Annotated in this window: 17 protein-coding genes and 1 pseudogene; 10 read left to right on the forward strand and 8 right to left on the reverse strand. The window is 73.4% G+C overall.

From position 1 onward, the window contains the following. Positions 1-10: 10 nt before the first annotated feature. The gene (locus tag PH189_RS11460) at positions 11-1228 is read right to left on the reverse strand and encodes a cytochrome P450 (protein ID WP_274188911.1); all 1218 of its coding nucleotides are present in this window, start codon (positions 1226-1228) and stop codon (positions 11-13) included. Then, entirely contained in the window at positions 1225-2052 is an 828-nt protein-coding gene (locus tag PH189_RS11465) for a TetR/AcrR family transcriptional regulator (RefSeq protein ID WP_274188912.1), read from the reverse strand. The genes PH189_RS11460 and PH189_RS11465 overlap by 4 nt, the downstream gene beginning before the upstream one ends. An 80-nt stretch (positions 2053-2132) precedes the next feature. Between PH189_RS11465 and PH189_RS11470 the strand changes: the two genes are divergently transcribed. Further along, positions 2133-3068, forward strand: coding sequence for an ABC transporter ATP-binding protein (locus PH189_RS11470; RefSeq protein ID WP_274188913.1), 936 nt, complete (start codon positions 2133-2135; stop codon positions 3066-3068). After that, positions 3065-3883 (forward strand): ABC transporter permease, encoded by an 819-nt coding sequence (locus tag PH189_RS11475; RefSeq protein WP_274188914.1) that lies wholly within the window; start codon positions 3065-3067, stop codon positions 3881-3883. Before PH189_RS11470 ends, PH189_RS11475 begins: the two co-directional genes overlap by 4 nt. Here the strand turns inward: PH189_RS11475 and ligD are convergent. Next, entirely contained in the window at positions 3880-4767 is an 888-nt protein-coding gene (ligD, locus tag PH189_RS11480) for a non-homologous end-joining DNA ligase (protein ID WP_274188915.1), read from the reverse strand. The two genes, PH189_RS11475 and ligD, sit on opposite strands and share 4 nt — an antisense overlap. Before the next feature lie 44 nt (positions 4768-4811). On the opposite strand from ligD, the gene PH189_RS11485 reads away from it, so the two are divergent. Continuing rightward, positions 4812-5327: an RNA 2'-phosphotransferase gene (locus PH189_RS11485; protein ID WP_274188916.1), complete on the forward strand. Its 516-nt coding sequence runs from the start codon at positions 4812-4814 to the stop codon at positions 5325-5327. Here the strand turns inward: PH189_RS11485 and PH189_RS11490 are convergent. Then, positions 5309-5689, reverse strand: coding sequence for an NUDIX domain-containing protein (locus PH189_RS11490; protein ID WP_274188917.1), 381 nt, complete (start codon positions 5687-5689; stop codon positions 5309-5311). The genes PH189_RS11485 and PH189_RS11490 overlap by 19 nt on opposite strands. A gap of 81 nt (positions 5690-5770) precedes the next feature. Between PH189_RS11490 and PH189_RS11495 the strand changes: the two genes are divergently transcribed. Together PH189_RS11495 and PH189_RS11500 are read left to right on the forward strand one after the other, a co-directional pair. After that, complete coding sequence (locus PH189_RS11495) at positions 5771-7042, forward strand: ferric reductase-like transmembrane domain-containing protein (RefSeq protein WP_274188918.1); 1272 nt, start codon at positions 5771-5773, stop codon at positions 7040-7042. A gap of 23 nt (positions 7043-7065) precedes the next feature. After that, positions 7066-7893, forward strand: a complete 828-nt coding sequence (locus PH189_RS11500) for an endonuclease/exonuclease/phosphatase family protein (RefSeq protein ID WP_274188919.1) — start codon at positions 7066-7068, stop codon at positions 7891-7893. Positions 7894-7895: 2 nt separating this feature from the next. Here PH189_RS11500 and PH189_RS11505 read toward each other — a convergent pair whose 3' ends face one another. Further along, positions 7896-8315 (reverse strand): ester cyclase, encoded by a 420-nt coding sequence (locus PH189_RS11505; RefSeq protein ID WP_274188920.1) that lies wholly within the window; start codon positions 8313-8315, stop codon positions 7896-7898. A 121-nt stretch (positions 8316-8436) separates the two neighbouring features. Between PH189_RS11505 and PH189_RS11510 the strand changes: the two genes are divergently transcribed. Continuing rightward, positions 8437-8889: a DNA polymerase ligase N-terminal domain-containing protein gene (locus PH189_RS11510; protein ID WP_274188921.1), complete on the forward strand. Its 453-nt coding sequence runs from the start codon at positions 8437-8439 to the stop codon at positions 8887-8889. On the opposite strand, the gene PH189_RS11515 is transcribed toward PH189_RS11510, so the two are convergent. Further along, a complete protein-coding gene (locus PH189_RS11515; protein WP_274189051.1) occupies positions 8880-9359 on the reverse strand; it encodes a Rossmann-fold NAD(P)-binding domain-containing protein in 480 nt (159 codons plus the stop codon). The two genes, PH189_RS11510 and PH189_RS11515, sit on opposite strands and share 10 nt — an antisense overlap. A gap of 26 nt (positions 9360-9385) precedes the next feature. After that, positions 9386-9745: pseudogene (locus PH189_RS11520) on the reverse strand (NAD(P)H-binding protein); the annotation flags it as partial. Between the two features lie 82 nt (positions 9746-9827). Here PH189_RS11520 and PH189_RS11525 point away from each other — a divergent pair. Continuing rightward, positions 9828-10532: a TetR/AcrR family transcriptional regulator gene (locus PH189_RS11525; RefSeq protein ID WP_274188922.1), complete on the forward strand. Its 705-nt coding sequence runs from the start codon at positions 9828-9830 to the stop codon at positions 10530-10532. Positions 10533-10542: 10 nt separating this feature from the next. On the opposite strand, the gene PH189_RS11530 is transcribed toward PH189_RS11525, so the two are convergent. After that, positions 10543-11268, reverse strand: coding sequence for a DUF4253 domain-containing protein (locus PH189_RS11530; RefSeq protein WP_274188923.1), 726 nt, complete (start codon positions 11266-11268; stop codon positions 10543-10545). A gap of 70 nt (positions 11269-11338) precedes the next feature. Here PH189_RS11530 and PH189_RS11535 point away from each other — a divergent pair, with 70 nt between their 5' ends. The 3 genes from PH189_RS11535 (at position 11339) to PH189_RS11545 (ending at position 13826) form a co-directional block, all read left to right on the forward strand. Beyond that, positions 11339-12418, forward strand: a complete 1080-nt coding sequence (locus tag PH189_RS11535; protein ID WP_274188924.1) for a glycoside hydrolase family 172 protein — start codon at positions 11339-11341, stop codon at positions 12416-12418. Between the two features lie 101 nt (positions 12419-12519). Beyond that, positions 12520-12888 carry a hypothetical protein gene (locus tag PH189_RS11540; RefSeq protein WP_274188925.1) on the forward strand — a complete coding sequence of 123 codons (369 nt, stop codon included), beginning with the start codon at positions 12520-12522 and terminating at the stop codon, positions 12886-12888. A gap of 53 nt (positions 12889-12941) precedes the next feature. Next, entirely contained in the window at positions 12942-13826 is an 885-nt protein-coding gene (locus PH189_RS11545; RefSeq protein WP_274188926.1) for an MOSC domain-containing protein, read from the forward strand. Positions 13827-13853 lie beyond the last annotated feature (27 nt).

Raw genomic sequence — 13853 nt, forward strand, 5'->3', positions numbered from 1 at the left:
GCCCGGAGCCTCACCAGGCCAACGGCAGGCGGTGCAGCCCGTAGATCAGGGTGCGGTGGCGGAACTCCGGCTCGCCGGCCAGGCGCAGCCCCGGGAAGCGCTGCAGCAGGGCCGGGAACGCCACGCGCATCTCGATCCGCGCCAGCGGGGCACCCAGGCAGTGGTGGATGCCGTGACCGAAGGCGAGGTGCGGGGACGGCGGGCGGGAGATGTCGAGCTCCTCGGCGTGCTCGACCACCTCCGGGTCGTGGTTGGCCGCGACCAGCGACGCGATCACCAGCTCGCCGGCCGCCACCGGGTGCCCGCCGAGCGTCGTGTCCGCGACGACGGCGCGCGGGAAGCTCCCGTGCACCACGGTCAGCCGGCGCAGCAGCTCCTCGACCGCGCCGTCGACCGCCGAGGGGTCGTCGCGGACCCGGGCCAGCTGGTCGGGGTGCTCGAGCAGCGCCAGCGTGCCCAGCGACAGCATGTTCGACGTCGTCTCGTGCCCGGCGACGAGCAGCAGGTTGCCGATGCCGATCAGCTCGTCGTCGGTGACGTCGCCTGTCGTGTCGCCCGTGTGCTCGCGGATGAGCATGCCGAGCAGGTCGTCGCCCGGAGCCTCGCGGTGCCGGGCGACGAGGTCGCTCATGTACTCGCGCGACGCGTCGGCGAGGCGCATCCGTTCCCGGGGCTCGATGGTGCTGTCGAGCTGGCGCGCGCTGCGCTCGGTGAACTCGCCGCGGTCCTCGTACGGCACGCCGAGCAGCTCGCAGATCACCATCGACGGCACCGGCAGGGCGAAGTCGGCGACGAGCTCGGCGGGCGGGCCCGCCTTCTCCATCGCGTCGAGGTGCTCGGTGACGATCTCCTCGACGCGCGGGACCAGGCGCTTCATCCGCTTGACGGTGAACTCGCCGGTGAGCATCCGGCGCAGCCGCGTGTGGTCCGGCGGCTCCTGCCCGAGCAGGTTGCCGGCCTGGCGACGGCGGAACTCGGCGGTGTCGCGACCGGCCGCCACCAGCGCCGGCGGTGCCGGGACGCCGTCGAGGCGGAAGCGCTCCGGGTCGCCGTGCAGCTCACGGACGTCGGCGTAGCGGCTGACCATCGTCGCCTCGTGCCCGAACGGCGTCGCGACGCGACGGGTCTCCCCCGCGTCGCGCACCGCCTCGACCTCGGGCAGCAGTGTGAAGCCGTCGCGCTGCGCGGCCACCTCGCCGGTCCACGCGTGGGTCGCCTGGTCGGTCATCGCGGTCCTCCCGGTGACGGTGGTGGGCCCCCCGCCCTCGATGGTGCGCCCTGCCGTCGGGCGACGCCCGCGTCCTGCCCGGAACCTCCGGAATGCACCCGGACCGCGATCCCGTCGAGATAGGCCTCGACCGCGCGCTCGAGGATCCCCTCCTCGGCCAGGACGTCCTCGCTCTCGAACCCGCCCTCGTACCAGAGCCGCGTCATCGAGGGGTACCGCTCCTCCTCGAAGTACCGCTCCCAGAACACCGCGTTGATCGACGACCAGTACTCGGCGAGCCCCACGCCGGTGCGCCGGACCTGGTCCTGCTCGCTGGTCGAGTCGCGTGCGAGACCGGTGACCAGCGAGCGCAGGGCGATCGCCGCGTTGGCCGTCTCGGCCGGGGCGAGGCCGATGTCGAGGAACGGGGCGAAGAAGGCGTCCTCCATGCCGAGCACGTGCGGCCCCATCGGCAGGCGGCTGCCGTGGTGGAGGATCCACGGGTGGCGGGCGTAGAGCTCCCACAGTGCCCGTGCCTGCCGGGCCGCGGCGTCGCGCCAGGGCTCGCCGGGGTGGGGGTACAGGTCGCCCGTGATCTCGGCGAAGGCCGCGTCGATCATCAGCGCGACGAGGCCCTCCCGGCTCTCGACGTGCGTGTAGAGCGCCATCACCCCGACGCCGAGGTCGGCCGCGACCGCGCGCATCGAGAGATCCTCGAGCCCGGCGGCGTCGGCCCGGGCGAGGCCGGCCGCGACCACCTGCTCGCGCGTGGTGCGGGCCGGGCGACCCCGTCCCGTCGCGGCACCCCGTCCCCAGAGCAGGTCGAGGTGGTGCTCGTCGCCCATCGGCACTCCCTTGCCTTTCCGGACAGCGTCCGCTTAACCTAGCGCAGCCACTTTCCAGACGTTGTACCGAAAGGATCGCGATGATCCGCACCGAGGACCTGCGGCGCACCTTCCGACGGCGCGGCGCAGTGGTCGAGGCGGTCCGCGGCATCTCGCTGCGGGTCGAGCCCGGCGAGCTCGTGGCCGTGCTCGGCCCGAACGGCGCCGGGAAGTCGACGCTGCTGCGGATGCTGACGACGCTGCTCGGGCCGACGTCGGGCACGGCGGAGGTCGCGGGCATCGACGTCGTCGCCGACCCCACCGGGGTGCGGCGACGGATCGGCTACGTCGGCCAGGGCAACGCCGGCGGCCACAACCACCGCGTGCTCGACGAGCTCATCACGCAGGGCTCCTTCTACGGGCAGACGCGCGCCACGGCCCGCCGACGGGCCGGCGAGCTGATGGAGGCCCTCGAGCTGCAGGGCCTCGATCGCCGCACCGTCGCGTCGCTGTCCGGCGGGCAGAAGCGGCGCATGGACGTCGCGATCGGCCTGATGCACCGGCCCGGGCTGCTCTTCCTCGACGAGCCCACCACCGGCATGGACCCGCAGGCCCGCGCCAACCTGTGGGAGCACATCACCCGCCTGCGCGAGGAGCACGACACCACCGTCGTCCTCACCACCCACTACCTCGACGAGGCCGACGCGATGGCCGAGCGGATCGTGGTCGTCGACCACGGCGAGGTCATCGCCGACGCCGGCAGCGCCGAGCTGCGCACGCGCCACGCCGACGACCGTCTGGTCCTGCACGTCGACGACCCCGCGGCGGTCGCCGGCCTGGTCGAGGGCTCGCGGGCGCTCGCCGACCGGGTGGAGCTCCGCCTCACCGGCGGCGCCCGGGTGCTGCCCGGCCTGCTCGCCCGCCTCCATCGGGCCGGCGTCACCGTGCATTCCGCGCACCTGCACGAGGCGAGCCTCGACGACGTCTTCCTGGCCCTGACCGGCCGGAGCCTGCGCGAGGAAGGAGCTGCGGCATGAGCGTCGACACCACCGCCACGGCCGCACCCCCCGACCTCGTCGCCCCCCGGTCCGGCTTCGTCCACGACACCGCCGCGGTGTTCGTGCGCGAGTTCGCGCTCGTCCTGCGCGACCCGTTCTCGCTGATCTTCTCGCTGCTCCAGCCGCTGGTCTTCCTCGGACTGTTCGCCCCACTGCTCGCCGGCTCGCTGTCGGCCGACCAGCTCGGCGGCGAGTCGCCGCTGACGTGGTTCCTGCCCGGCGTCGTCGTGATGATCGCCCTGTTCGGCACCGGGAGCACGGGCGCCAACCTGCTCTTCGAGCTCATGACCGGCAGCTACGAGCGGGTGCTCGCCACCCCGATCTCGCGGGCGTCGATCCTCGTCGGGCGGGCGCTCAAGGAGCTCGCCCCGCTCGCCGTCCAGGCCGTGATCATCACGCTGGCGGCCGTCCCGTTCGGCGTGACGTTCTCGCCCGTCGGCGTGCTGGTCGGCCTGGCGATCCTCGGGGTGTTCGGCGTCGGGCTCGGGGCGTTGTCCTACGCGCTCGCCCTGGCGTCGAAGAACCGCGAGTGGCTGTTCTGGGGCGTCCAGCAGACGCTGATCTTCCCGCTGCTGATCCTCTCCGGGATGATGCTGCCGCTCGAGTCCGGGCCGGCCTGGATGCAGACGGCGGCGACGGTGAACCCCCTGACCTACGTCGTGAACGCGGAGCGGGCGGCGTTCACCGGGGCGCTGGGCGACCCGTCGATCCTCCACGGCGCGATCGCCGCCGCGCTGACATGCGCCGTCGGGCTCGTCGTCGGCATCCGGTCGGTGCTGCGCAGCGCGGGCTAGCCCAACGGACGGGCCTGCGCGGCGAACCCGGCCCACGGGTCGGCCTTGCGGGCGAGCCGGCGCGGGATCGAGCGGACGTCGTGCTGGTCGGGCGTGACGCGGCCGAGCTCGTCCCAGTCCAGCGGCGTCGCCGTCGGACCGCCCGGGCGCGCTCGCGGCGAGTAGGGCATCACCGCGGTCTGCCCGTAGGCGTTGCGGCCGATGTCGAGGAAGGTCCGGCCGCCGCGGGCGTCCTTGCGCACCTCCGTCGTGAGCTCGTCGGGGTCGTCGGTGGCCACCGCCTCGGCGATCCGGATCGCGGCCTCCCGGACGGCCTCCTGGTCCGCGGAGCCGTCCAGCGGCGCGACGACGTGGTAGCCACGGCTGCCGGTGCTCTGCAGGAAGGCGACGAGGCCGCGGCCCTCGACGGCGCGCCGCACGGCCCGCGCGACGTCCCGGATGCCGGCGAGGTCCTGGCGCTCGCCGGGGTCGATGTCGACGATCAGCCGGTCGGGCCGCTCGAGCGCCCCGGCGACGGCGTTCCAGCCGTGCAGCGTGACGGTGCCGAACTGAACGAGCCGGATGAGGTCGGCGGTCTCCTCGACCTCGGGGTGGTGCACGACATCGTCCGCGTCCTTCTTGCGCTCGCGCCGCGGGGTGTCGACGGTGTGCAGGCCCTTCGGCGCGCGCTTCCCGGCGTCCTGCTGGACGAACCCGCCGGCGTCCAGGCCGTCGGGGAAGCGCTGCAGCGTCAGCGGTCGGCCGATCAGGTGCGGGAGGACCGTGCTCGCGACGGCCTCCCAGTAGTGCGCCAGGTCGGCCTTCGTGAGGTCCTCGCCGCCGTCACGGGCGGGCAGGAGCACCTTGTCCGGATGCGTGACGTCGATGCCGGCGACGGTCGTCATGTCGGGCGTTTGCCTCCCGCGGCCGGTCGACAAACCTGCTGGTCGTGGACCGCGTCCGGCTCTCGAAGCGCCTGTCCCGCGCGCTGCGGCACGACCCGGGCCGCGTGGGGCTCACGCTCGACGCGCAGGGGTGGGTGTCGCTGGACGCGCTGTGCGCGGCGCTGGGGGTGTCCCGGGCCGACGTCGAGGACGTGGTGGCGCACGGGTCGAAGGCGCGCTTCGAGCTCGAGGGGAACAGCGTGCGCGCCCGCTACGGGCACTCGCTGCCCGGCCAGGTCGCCCTGCCGTCGGCCGACCCGCCGGACGAGCTGTTCCATGGGACCTCGTCCTCCGTGGTCGACGCGATCCTGCGTGACGGCCTGATCCCCGGCGGCCGCCAGTACGTCCACCTGTCGCCGGACCCCGACACCGCGCTCACGGTCGGCGCGCGGCACGGGCGGCCGGTGGTGCTCGTGGTGGACGCCTGCGCCGCCGCCGGGAACGGCGTCGTCTTCCGACGCGGCAACGACGACACCTGGCTCACCGCCGCCCTCGACCCCCGCTACCTGCGGCGGGCGTGAGCCAGGACGAGGTCGGCGAGCCGTCGCGGGCGGACGTCTGTGTCGTCGAGGTCCTCGAGCCGGTGCCACCCGGCGGCGAGGTGCGGTTCCTGGCTGACCGGATCGGCGGCGTCGATCCGGACCGCGAAGACGTGATTGATCTCGTGGTGCCCGTCCCAGCGATTCTCCAGCTCGCCCCAGCGCGCGGTGATCGTCGCGCCGACGTCCAGCTCCTCGCGCAGCTCGCGCCTCACCGCGTCCTCCGGCGTCTCCCCCTGCTCGACGTGCCCGCCGGGGAAGAACCAGTAGCCGACGGCTCGCTCCTGTACGAGCAGCACCGCGCCGTCGCGGAGGACCACGGCCCGGGCGATGAGCTCGGTCACGGGTTCCCTCTCGGTCACGAAAAGGTCACAGCGCCACCGAACGGCACCGGCGCCATCGGGGACCGGCCTAGCTTCCGCGCCATGAGCGAGCAGGGTCGGACGTGGGTCATGGTCCTCGCCCTCATGGTGCTCATGCCGATCGTGGCCCTGATGATCTCCGCCGGCTCGCCCCAGCTCGCCGAGACGGTCTCGCTCACCTCGGGCACGGGCCTCGTCGCGGCGGTCCTCATGGTCACGATCGTGGTGGTCGTGTCCCGGGTGCGCGGCCTGACGCGCGTTCTCGGGGTGGAGCTCGGCGTCGCGCTCCACCGTCGGCTCGGCGTGGCCGTCGTCGGGATCACCGTCACGCACGTCGTGTCCGCCGTCGCGCACTCGCACCGCGGCCTCGGGATCCTCAACCTGTTCGCGGTCGGCCCGCCGATCAAGGTCGGCATCATCGCGGTGGTCCTCATGGTCGTGCTCGTGGCGCTGCGGCCCCGCGCCAGGTCCCGTCGCTACGGGCTGTCCTCCCGCATCCATGCGGCGCTCGGGATCATCACGGTGCTGCTCGTCGTCGCCCACGTGGTGCTGTTCGGGCACCTGCCGGAGAACCCGCTGGTGGGGGTCACGCTCGGCGCGCTCGGCGTCGTGCTGGTGGGCGTGGTGGTGCGGCGCTGGATCGCCGTGCCGCTGCTCGACCGCGGCCTGCACCTCGTGTCCGCGGTGCGCCCGGAGTCGTCGGACACCTCGACCGTGGTGCTCGTCCCGGCGTGGCGCGCGCTCGACCCCGCACCCGAGCCGGGGCAGTTCGTGTGGCTGCGGCTGCGGCGGCTGCCCCTCGCCGAGGAGCACCCGTTCACGATCGCGGCCTCGACGCGGGCGGGACGGCTCGAGCTGACCGTGCGCGACCGCGGACCCTTCAGCAGCGGTCTCCAGGCCCTCGAGGTCGGGCGGCACGTGTGGGTCGACGGCCCGCACGGCGCCTTCGTGCCGATCGCCGCCACCGACATCACCGGCGGCGGCCTCGTGCTCATCGCCGGCGGGGTCGGCATCACGCCGATCATGAGCATCCTGCGCGCCCACGCCGCGGCGGCGGATCCCCGCGCCCACGCCCTCCTGCTCGCCGAGCGCGAGAACGAGGCGCTGTTCGCCACCGAGATCCTCGCGCTGTCCCGGCGTCTCGACCTGTCGGTCCTGCGCACCGGAGGCCACCGCCTCGACCCCGGCATGCTCTGCGCCGTGCTGCCGACGGGCGTCCCCGAGAGCCACCGGTACTTCGTCTGCGGGCCGCCCCCGCTCGTCGGCGCGGCGCTCGACGGCCTCGGCAGCCTCGGCGTGCCCGCCCGCGCCATCACCACCGAGCGCTTCGGCTGATCCGGAGCCGCCATGATGGTGGCGTGCAGCGACGCTGGCAGGCGCTCGGGCTCGCCCTCCTGGTCGGCCTGGCCGTCGCCTGCGGCTCGGAACCCGAACCGGTCGCGACGACCCCCGATCCCGCCGATCCCGCTGCGCTGCGCGTGATGACCTGGAACGTCCAGACCGGCGAGCACGACCCACCGGAGTGGGCCCCGGTCGTCGCCCAACTGCGCCCGGATGTCCTCGCCCTGCAGGAGATCTGCACGGCCGACGCCGAGGAGCTCGCGCGGCTCCTCCAGCTCGAGCACGGCCTGACCTACGAGGTCGTCCCGGGACCCATCCGACCGCCGACCCCCGCCGAGGCCAACGCGTCGGTGAACGCCGCGCTCGGCCCCGCCTGTGACACGAGCCCCGACGACGTGCAGTTCGGCCTCGCCGTGCTCTCGCTCCTGCCCGTCACCGGCCCGCGCGTCACGACCTACCCTCCCGACGCGCGCGACGAGCAGCGCGGCTACCTGTCGCTGCAGGTCACGACGCGGGCGGGGCCGACCGTCTCCGTGCACACCACCCACCTCGGGCTGGACGGGACGCAGGACGACCAGCTCCGACGCCTCGCGGTCGACGCGGCGGGCGCGGCGCCCGCCGTGGTGCTCGGCGACCTGAACCTCATTGCCTCCCAGCCCGAGCTCGCGCCCCTGCGCCAGGGCTTCACCGAGGTCGACCCGGACGCCCGGCTCGCGACCAGCCTGCTCGGCAAGATCGATTACATCTTCCTGCGCGGGCTCGCACCCGTCGGGGCGCCCGAGGCGCCGACGGTCACGGCGTCCGACCACCGCCCGCTCGTCGCGACCCTGCGTCTGTCGCCGTGACCTCAGGACGGGAGCGCGCCGATCTCCCGGAGCAGCCCGTACGTGTCCCAGTTGACCCACTCCTCGACGAAGCGTCCGTCGACGATCCGACTGAGCAACTGCCCTTCCATCAGCACCTGCTTACCGGTCGGCGCCTCCCCCATGAGCTGGCCGGCGTGGGTGCCACGCAGCGTCCAGTGCGTCTCGACCAGGTCCCCCTCGGCGAGCTGCCGCTCGATCCGCAGGTCGAAGTCGGCGAGCACACCGCGGTAGGCCGTGACCCGGGCCCGGAAGCTCTCCGGTCCCGAGCCCTGGTCGCCGTTGAAGGGATCGTGGTTGACGTAGTCCGGGGAGAACATCTCCTCGAGCGCGTCCCACTTGTCCCCGTTCCACATCTCGGAGAACTGTCGCTCCACGAGCTCCTTGTTCTGCTGGGTCGACACGTCGACCTCCTCGGCCTCGGGGCACGCCCGACCGTGCCCGGGGGCCCAGGGTGGCGCCGGTCCGACACGGTCTCCACGTCGTAGTTCCCGCACGGGTCGTCGAGCTCGAGGAGGCACCGGGGTGAGCCACCGCTTCGTCATCCAGCGCCACCACGCCTCGACGCTGCACTTCGACGTGCGGCTCGAGATCGACGGCGTGCTGGTGTCGTGGGCGGTGCCGAAGGGGCCGTCGACCGATCCGGCGCAGCGCCGTCTCGCCAAGCGCGTGGACGACCACGCGCTCGACCACATCGACGTCGAGGGCCGCCTCGGCACGGGCACGGTCATCGTCTGGGACACCGGGACCTACGAGATGCGGACCGAGGGCACCGCCGCCGAGGCCCTCGCGAACGGCCACCTCACCGTCGAGCTGCACGGCCAGAAGCTCGGCGGCGGCTACGCGTTCCTCCGCACGGGCGGCGACGACTGGCTGATGATCAAGACCAAGGACGACGCCGCCGACCGTCACCGTGACCCCGCCCAGGACGAGAACACCTCGGTGCTCACCGGGCGCACGAACGACGACTACGCCTGAGCCGCCGGCACCGCCGCGGCCAGGACCTCCTGCAGCGGCGTCGCCGGCCGGCCGAGCAGGCGGGGCAGCGTCGGGTCGACCGCGGCGAAGTCGCCACGGCGGCTCGCGGCGAACATGCCGACAAGCATGTCCGCCGCCGCCTCCGGCGCGCCGTGGCCGACCAGCTCGGCGCGGTACTCGGCGTCGGACACCACGACCCGACGGATCGGGCGGCCGGCGACCTCCGAAGCCAGCGCGGCGACCTGCTCCATCGTGAGCGCCTCCGGGCCGGTGAGCGGCGGGGTGAGGCCGTCGAGCTCGTCGCTCGTCAGGGCCAGGGCCGTGAGGTCGGCGAGGTCGCCGTGGGTGGTCCAGGCGACGGGACCGTCCTGGGGGACGCGGAGCTCCCCGGTGTGCCAGGCACCCTGCAGGAGCCTCGGCACCGTCGAGGCGTAGAGCCGTTGCGCAGCGAGGTGAACGGCGCCCCGCACGTGCGGAGGACCTCCTCGTTGGCGGCGTGCTGCGGCATCGGCGGGAACGGGGAATCCGGCCGAGCGCCGGCGTGGCTGGTGTAGAGCACGCGCTCGGCGCCCGCAGCGACGGCGGCCTCGATCGCGGCGTGGTTCTGCCGCAGGCCCTCCTCGCCGAGGGTGTTCGCCGACACCACCAGCACCCGCGACGCCCCCTCGAACGCCTCAGCGAGGCTCGACGGCTCGGCGTAGTCGCCGCGGCGCACGCGCACACCGCGCTCCGCGAGGTCCGGCACCTTGTCCGGGTCGCGGACGCTCGCGCCGACCTGCTCGGCGGGAACGCGGTCGAGCAGCCGCTCGAGGACGGCGCGGCCCAGCTGGCCGCTCGCTCCGGTCACGACGATCATGAGGACTCCGTTTCCAGTGGTAACGACTCGACAGTATCACTGTTGTTAGCGGTGGAAGCGTGTTCTCGCTATCGTCGTCATCATGGAGACCGAGGGCGGTGCCGACGGCCCGCGCGAGCGGATCGTCGCGGCGGCGCTGCGCCTGCTCGAGGAGGACGGCGCCGAGGCGGTCTCGACCCGCGCGGTCAGCGCTGCGGCCGGCGTCCAGGCGCCGACCATCTACCGGCTCTTCGGCGACAAGCAGGGGCTGCTCGACGCCGTCGCCGCGCACGGCTTCGCGTCCTACCTCGCGACCAAGACCGCCACCGAGCCGGGCGACGACCCGGTGCAGGACCTGCGCGAGGGCTGGGACCTGCACGTCGGGCTCGGCCTCGCCCACCCCGCGCTCTACCGCCTGATGTACGCCCGCACCGGCCCGGGCTCGCCGGCCGCGACCGCCGCCGTCGACGTCCTCGCCCAGCACATCGGTCGGATCGCCGAGGCCGGGCGCCTGCGCGTGCCCGAGGACCGGGCGGTCGGGCTCGTCCGGGCCGTCGGCGAAGGCACGACGCTGACGCTCATCGCCACACCGGAGGGCCAGCGCGACCCGCTCCTCGCGACCTCTGCACGCGAGGCCGTCATCGCGGCGATCACCACCGACGCGCCGGCCCTCCCCGACCCCGGCCCCGTTCCCGCGGCCGCCGCCCTGCGCGCCGCCCTGCCGGACGTCGACACCCTCAGCGCGGCCGAGCTCGGCGTCCTGCGCGAGTGGCTCGACCGGATCACCGCCGCACAGGGCGGGACGTAGGTCGCCACCGTCAGTCCCACCAGAACCGCCAATGCCGCGCCTTGCGGATCGTCCGCCCGTAGCTGCGCGGTGTGTACACGGTGCCGGCCATGTCCTGCGGGTCGTGCTGGTCCGGGCAGAAGGCGAAGTGCTCGGCGGCCACCTGTTCAGCCTCCTTGAAGGTCGTCGGCGGGTACGCCACCGACAGCAGGAGAGTCGACTCGGTCATCACCACGAGCAGGGCACCGAACCGATCCTCCCAACTGCGAAGAACCGCGCTGATCCGGACGTTGTCCTGGTGCCTGTAGTTGCCCGCACCGACCCAGCCCGTCACGGCGGGGACGTCCGCCGGCCGCGCCGCACGCACCACAGCCAGAACACCGACCCCGTACGACACCACCTCGTCGGCCATCGCGGCCGCTTCCTCGACCGTGCAGCGCGACGTCGAGCGATCCACGCGGCCAGCACGGACGAGGCCCGGCAACTGACCGGAGAAAGGCTCCAGGCATGTGCACCCTTCGGGGCACGGTCCGGGCCACCAGTCCGCCAGGACGCGGTACGGATCGTGGGCGTCGACGTCCACGGCGGGATCGTCCGGGACCGGCAGGACCCCGACCCCGGCATCGCCACCCCGGCCGAGCCAGACCGGCGCTCGGTGGGTCGTACGGGCCTTGCCGAGCAGCTCGCGATAGGTGTTCGGGCCCGCGCCGGCAACGCGTTCCACGAGGTCGGAAGCGGGAAGATCAGAAGTCGTCATGCTGGGTTCGACGGGCCCACCCTCTCGACGGTTCCATCGCCCCGGCGAACCGCCACGGCAGGCTGGGCCCATGACCGTCGACTACGGCCCCCACGGATCGAGCCTGCGCGACCTGCCGCGGCTGCGGCGCACGCGACGGCGGCGCTCGTCGAGCTGGGACCGCACCGGTGGCAACGACGACCGCGCCACGCTCCGCCCCGGCGAGACCGCGACGATGCTCGACGTCGCCGGGGCCGGCGTCGTCACCCACCTCTGGATGACCGTCGCCGCGCCGCGCAGCATCCGCCGGCCCCTCGGCGGGGCGGACGACCTACTGCGGCGTCTCGTGCTGCGCGCCTGGTGGGACGGCGAGGAGCACCCGAGCGTCGCCGTCCCGCTCGGCGACTTCTTCGGCGTCGGCCACGGCCGCACCACCAACTTCGTGTCGCTGCCGCTGCAGATGAGCCCCGAGGACGGCAAGGCGTTCAACTGCTGGTTCGCGATGCCGTTCGGGTCCGGGGCGCGGATGGAGGTGACCAGCGAGGTCGAGGACGCGGACGTCGTCGTCTACTTCTACGTCGACTACGAGGAGCTCGACTCGCTCGACGCGGACATCGGGCGCTTCCACGCCCAGTGGCGCCGCCAGAACCCGACGGCGGGCGCGCGCCCCGGCCCGTCCAACGCCGCCTACCAGTTCCACGGCACGAACCTGACAGGCCGTGACAACTACACGATCCTCGAGGCCGAGGGCCACGGGCACTACGTCGGCTGCGTGCTGAACATCCAGAACAGGCGGCGCACCCGGAAGTGGAACTGGTACGGCGAGGGCGACGACATGATCTTCATCGACGGCGACGAGTGGCCGCCCACCCTGCACGGGACCGGCACCGAGGACTACGTCAACACCGCCTGGTGCCCGACGCAGACCTACTCCGCGCCGTACCACGGGGTCACTCTCGCGGGCGGGAAGAACTGGCGCGGACCGGTGAGCCTGTACCGCTTCCACGTCGAGGACCCGGTCGTCTTCGAGCGCTCGATCCGCGTGAGCATCGAGCACGGCCACGCCAACAAGCGCAGCGACGACTGGTCGTCGACGGCGTACTGGTACCAAGCCGAACCCCACCGACCCTTCGAGCTCGCGCCGGTGGAGGATCGCCTCACGGGTCCGTGAGCCGGACGTCACTGCCCACTTGGCCAGGGTCACACCCCTCCGCACTGGCAGGACCAGCCCTGCTCCTCGCACCATCGGTCATCCGTCCACGGAGGTACGCCTTGAACGACCAGGAGCGCTACGACCGCTTCCTCTCTGCCCTCGGTTTCCGCGCCAACCTCGACGGGACCCCGTCGGGTGGCGTGGACCTGATCGACCTCGACGGCGAGCCCGTCGACCCCGCCGTGCGCCTGCACGTGTGCCCCGAGACGCTGGCCGCGCACGTCTGCGACGAGCAGGGTGTCGTCCCCAGCGCCCGCCCGTCGCTCGACGACGACCCGGACGCGCTCGACGACGCCGAGGCCTCCTCGCTGCAGTCGCTGCTCGCGCAGATCGAGGAGGCGATCCTCGTCCGCGAGCCGGGCAAGGACCACCTCGTGCTCGTCGACGGCGGCGTGCGCGCGGTCTCGGAGGACCAGGTCCCCGCCTGACCCTCGGTCGGCCCGACGCCTCCTGGCCGTCACTCCGCCAGGCGCGCAGCGGCGTGACACGCTGGCTCGCACACGGCGTCGGGAGCGGCATGGTCGAGGAGGGCGGGCGACCGATCGCTCGCATCGCGTCCCTGACCGTCTTCCCGATCAAGGGCTGTGCGGGGATGGCGGTCGACCGCCGCGAGGTCACGACGACCGGACTGGCCGGCGATCGGCAGTTCATGGTCATCGGCCCAGACGGCCGGTTCAAGACCCAACGGCGCCGTCCCCTCCTGGCGACGGTGCGGCCGCACCTCGACGGCGACCGCCTCACCCTCGCCGCGGACGGCCGTGAGCAGTGCTCGGTCGACATCGTCAGGGACGGTCCGCGGCGCCAGGTCGAGATCTTCGGCAAGGACCATCCCGCGCTCGACCAGGGCGAAGACGCCGCCGACTGGCTCTCCGACGTACTCGGGGTGGAGAGCCGGCTCGTCGGCGTCACGCCCGAGCACCACCGCCCCACCGACGGCCTCGTGCCCGGACTCTCCGGGTGGGCCGACAGCGGCTCGCTCCTGCTCCTCTCCCGCGCCGCGGCCGACGACCTCTCCGACCGCGCTGCCGAACGCACCGGCGAGCCGCTCCCCCTCGAGCGCTTCCGCGCCAATGTCGTCCTCACCGACTGCGCGGCCCACGCGGAGGATTCGCTCGACCGCGTCCTTCTCGGGAGCACTCACCTGGCGTTCTCGAAGCAGGCCGTGCGCTGCGCCGTGGTCACCGTCGACCAGGGCACCGGCGAGCGCGCCGGCCCCGAGCCGCTGGAGACCCTCGCGACCTACCGCCTCACCGACAAGGGCGTCGTGTTCGGGGCGAAGTACACGGTGCTGGCGCCGGGCGAGGTCGCGGTCGGTGACGAGCTGCGCGAGGCTCCGGTGACATCCCGAGAGGCTGCTGACCCGTAGCGACCCGTCGCGCCGCCACCACGGTTC

Source organism: Actinomycetospora chibensis, from assembly GCF_028737215.1.
In the GTDB taxonomy this organism is placed as follows: Bacteria; Actinomycetota; Actinomycetes; order Mycobacteriales; family Pseudonocardiaceae; genus Actinomycetospora; species Actinomycetospora chibensis.

Bases quoted from the DNA above. Each gene is read 5' to 3' on its own strand.
- PH189_RS11495 (WP_274188918.1), top strand. From the start codon at position 5,771: ATGAGCGAGCAGGGTCGGACGTGGGTCATGGTCCTCGCCCTCATGGTG.
- PH189_RS11475 (WP_274188914.1), top strand. From the start codon at position 3,065: ATGAGCGTCGACACCACCGCCACGGCCGCACCCCCCGACCTCGTCGCC.
- PH189_RS11470 (WP_274188913.1), top strand. From the start codon at position 2,133: ATGATCCGCACCGAGGACCTGCGGCGCACCTTCCGACGGCGCGGCGCA.
- PH189_RS11525 (WP_274188922.1), top strand. From the start codon at position 9,828: ATGGAGACCGAGGGCGGTGCCGACGGCCCGCGCGAGCGGATCGTCGCG.
- PH189_RS11460 (WP_274188911.1), bottom strand. From the start codon at position 1,228: ATGACCGACCAGGCGACCCACGCGTGGACCGGCGAGGTGGCCGCGCAG.
- PH189_RS11530 (WP_274188923.1), bottom strand. From the start codon at position 11,268: ATGACGACTTCTGATCTTCCCGCTTCCGACCTCGTGGAACGCGTTGCC.
- ligD (WP_274188915.1), bottom strand. From the start codon at position 4,767: ATGACGACCGTCGCCGGCATCGACGTCACGCATCCGGACAAGGTGCTC.
- PH189_RS11535 (WP_274188924.1), top strand. From the start codon at position 11,339: ATGACCGTCGACTACGGCCCCCACGGATCGAGCCTGCGCGACCTGCCG.
- PH189_RS11465 (WP_274188912.1), bottom strand. From the start codon at position 2,052: ATGGGCGACGAGCACCACCTCGACCTGCTCTGGGGACGGGGTGCCGCG.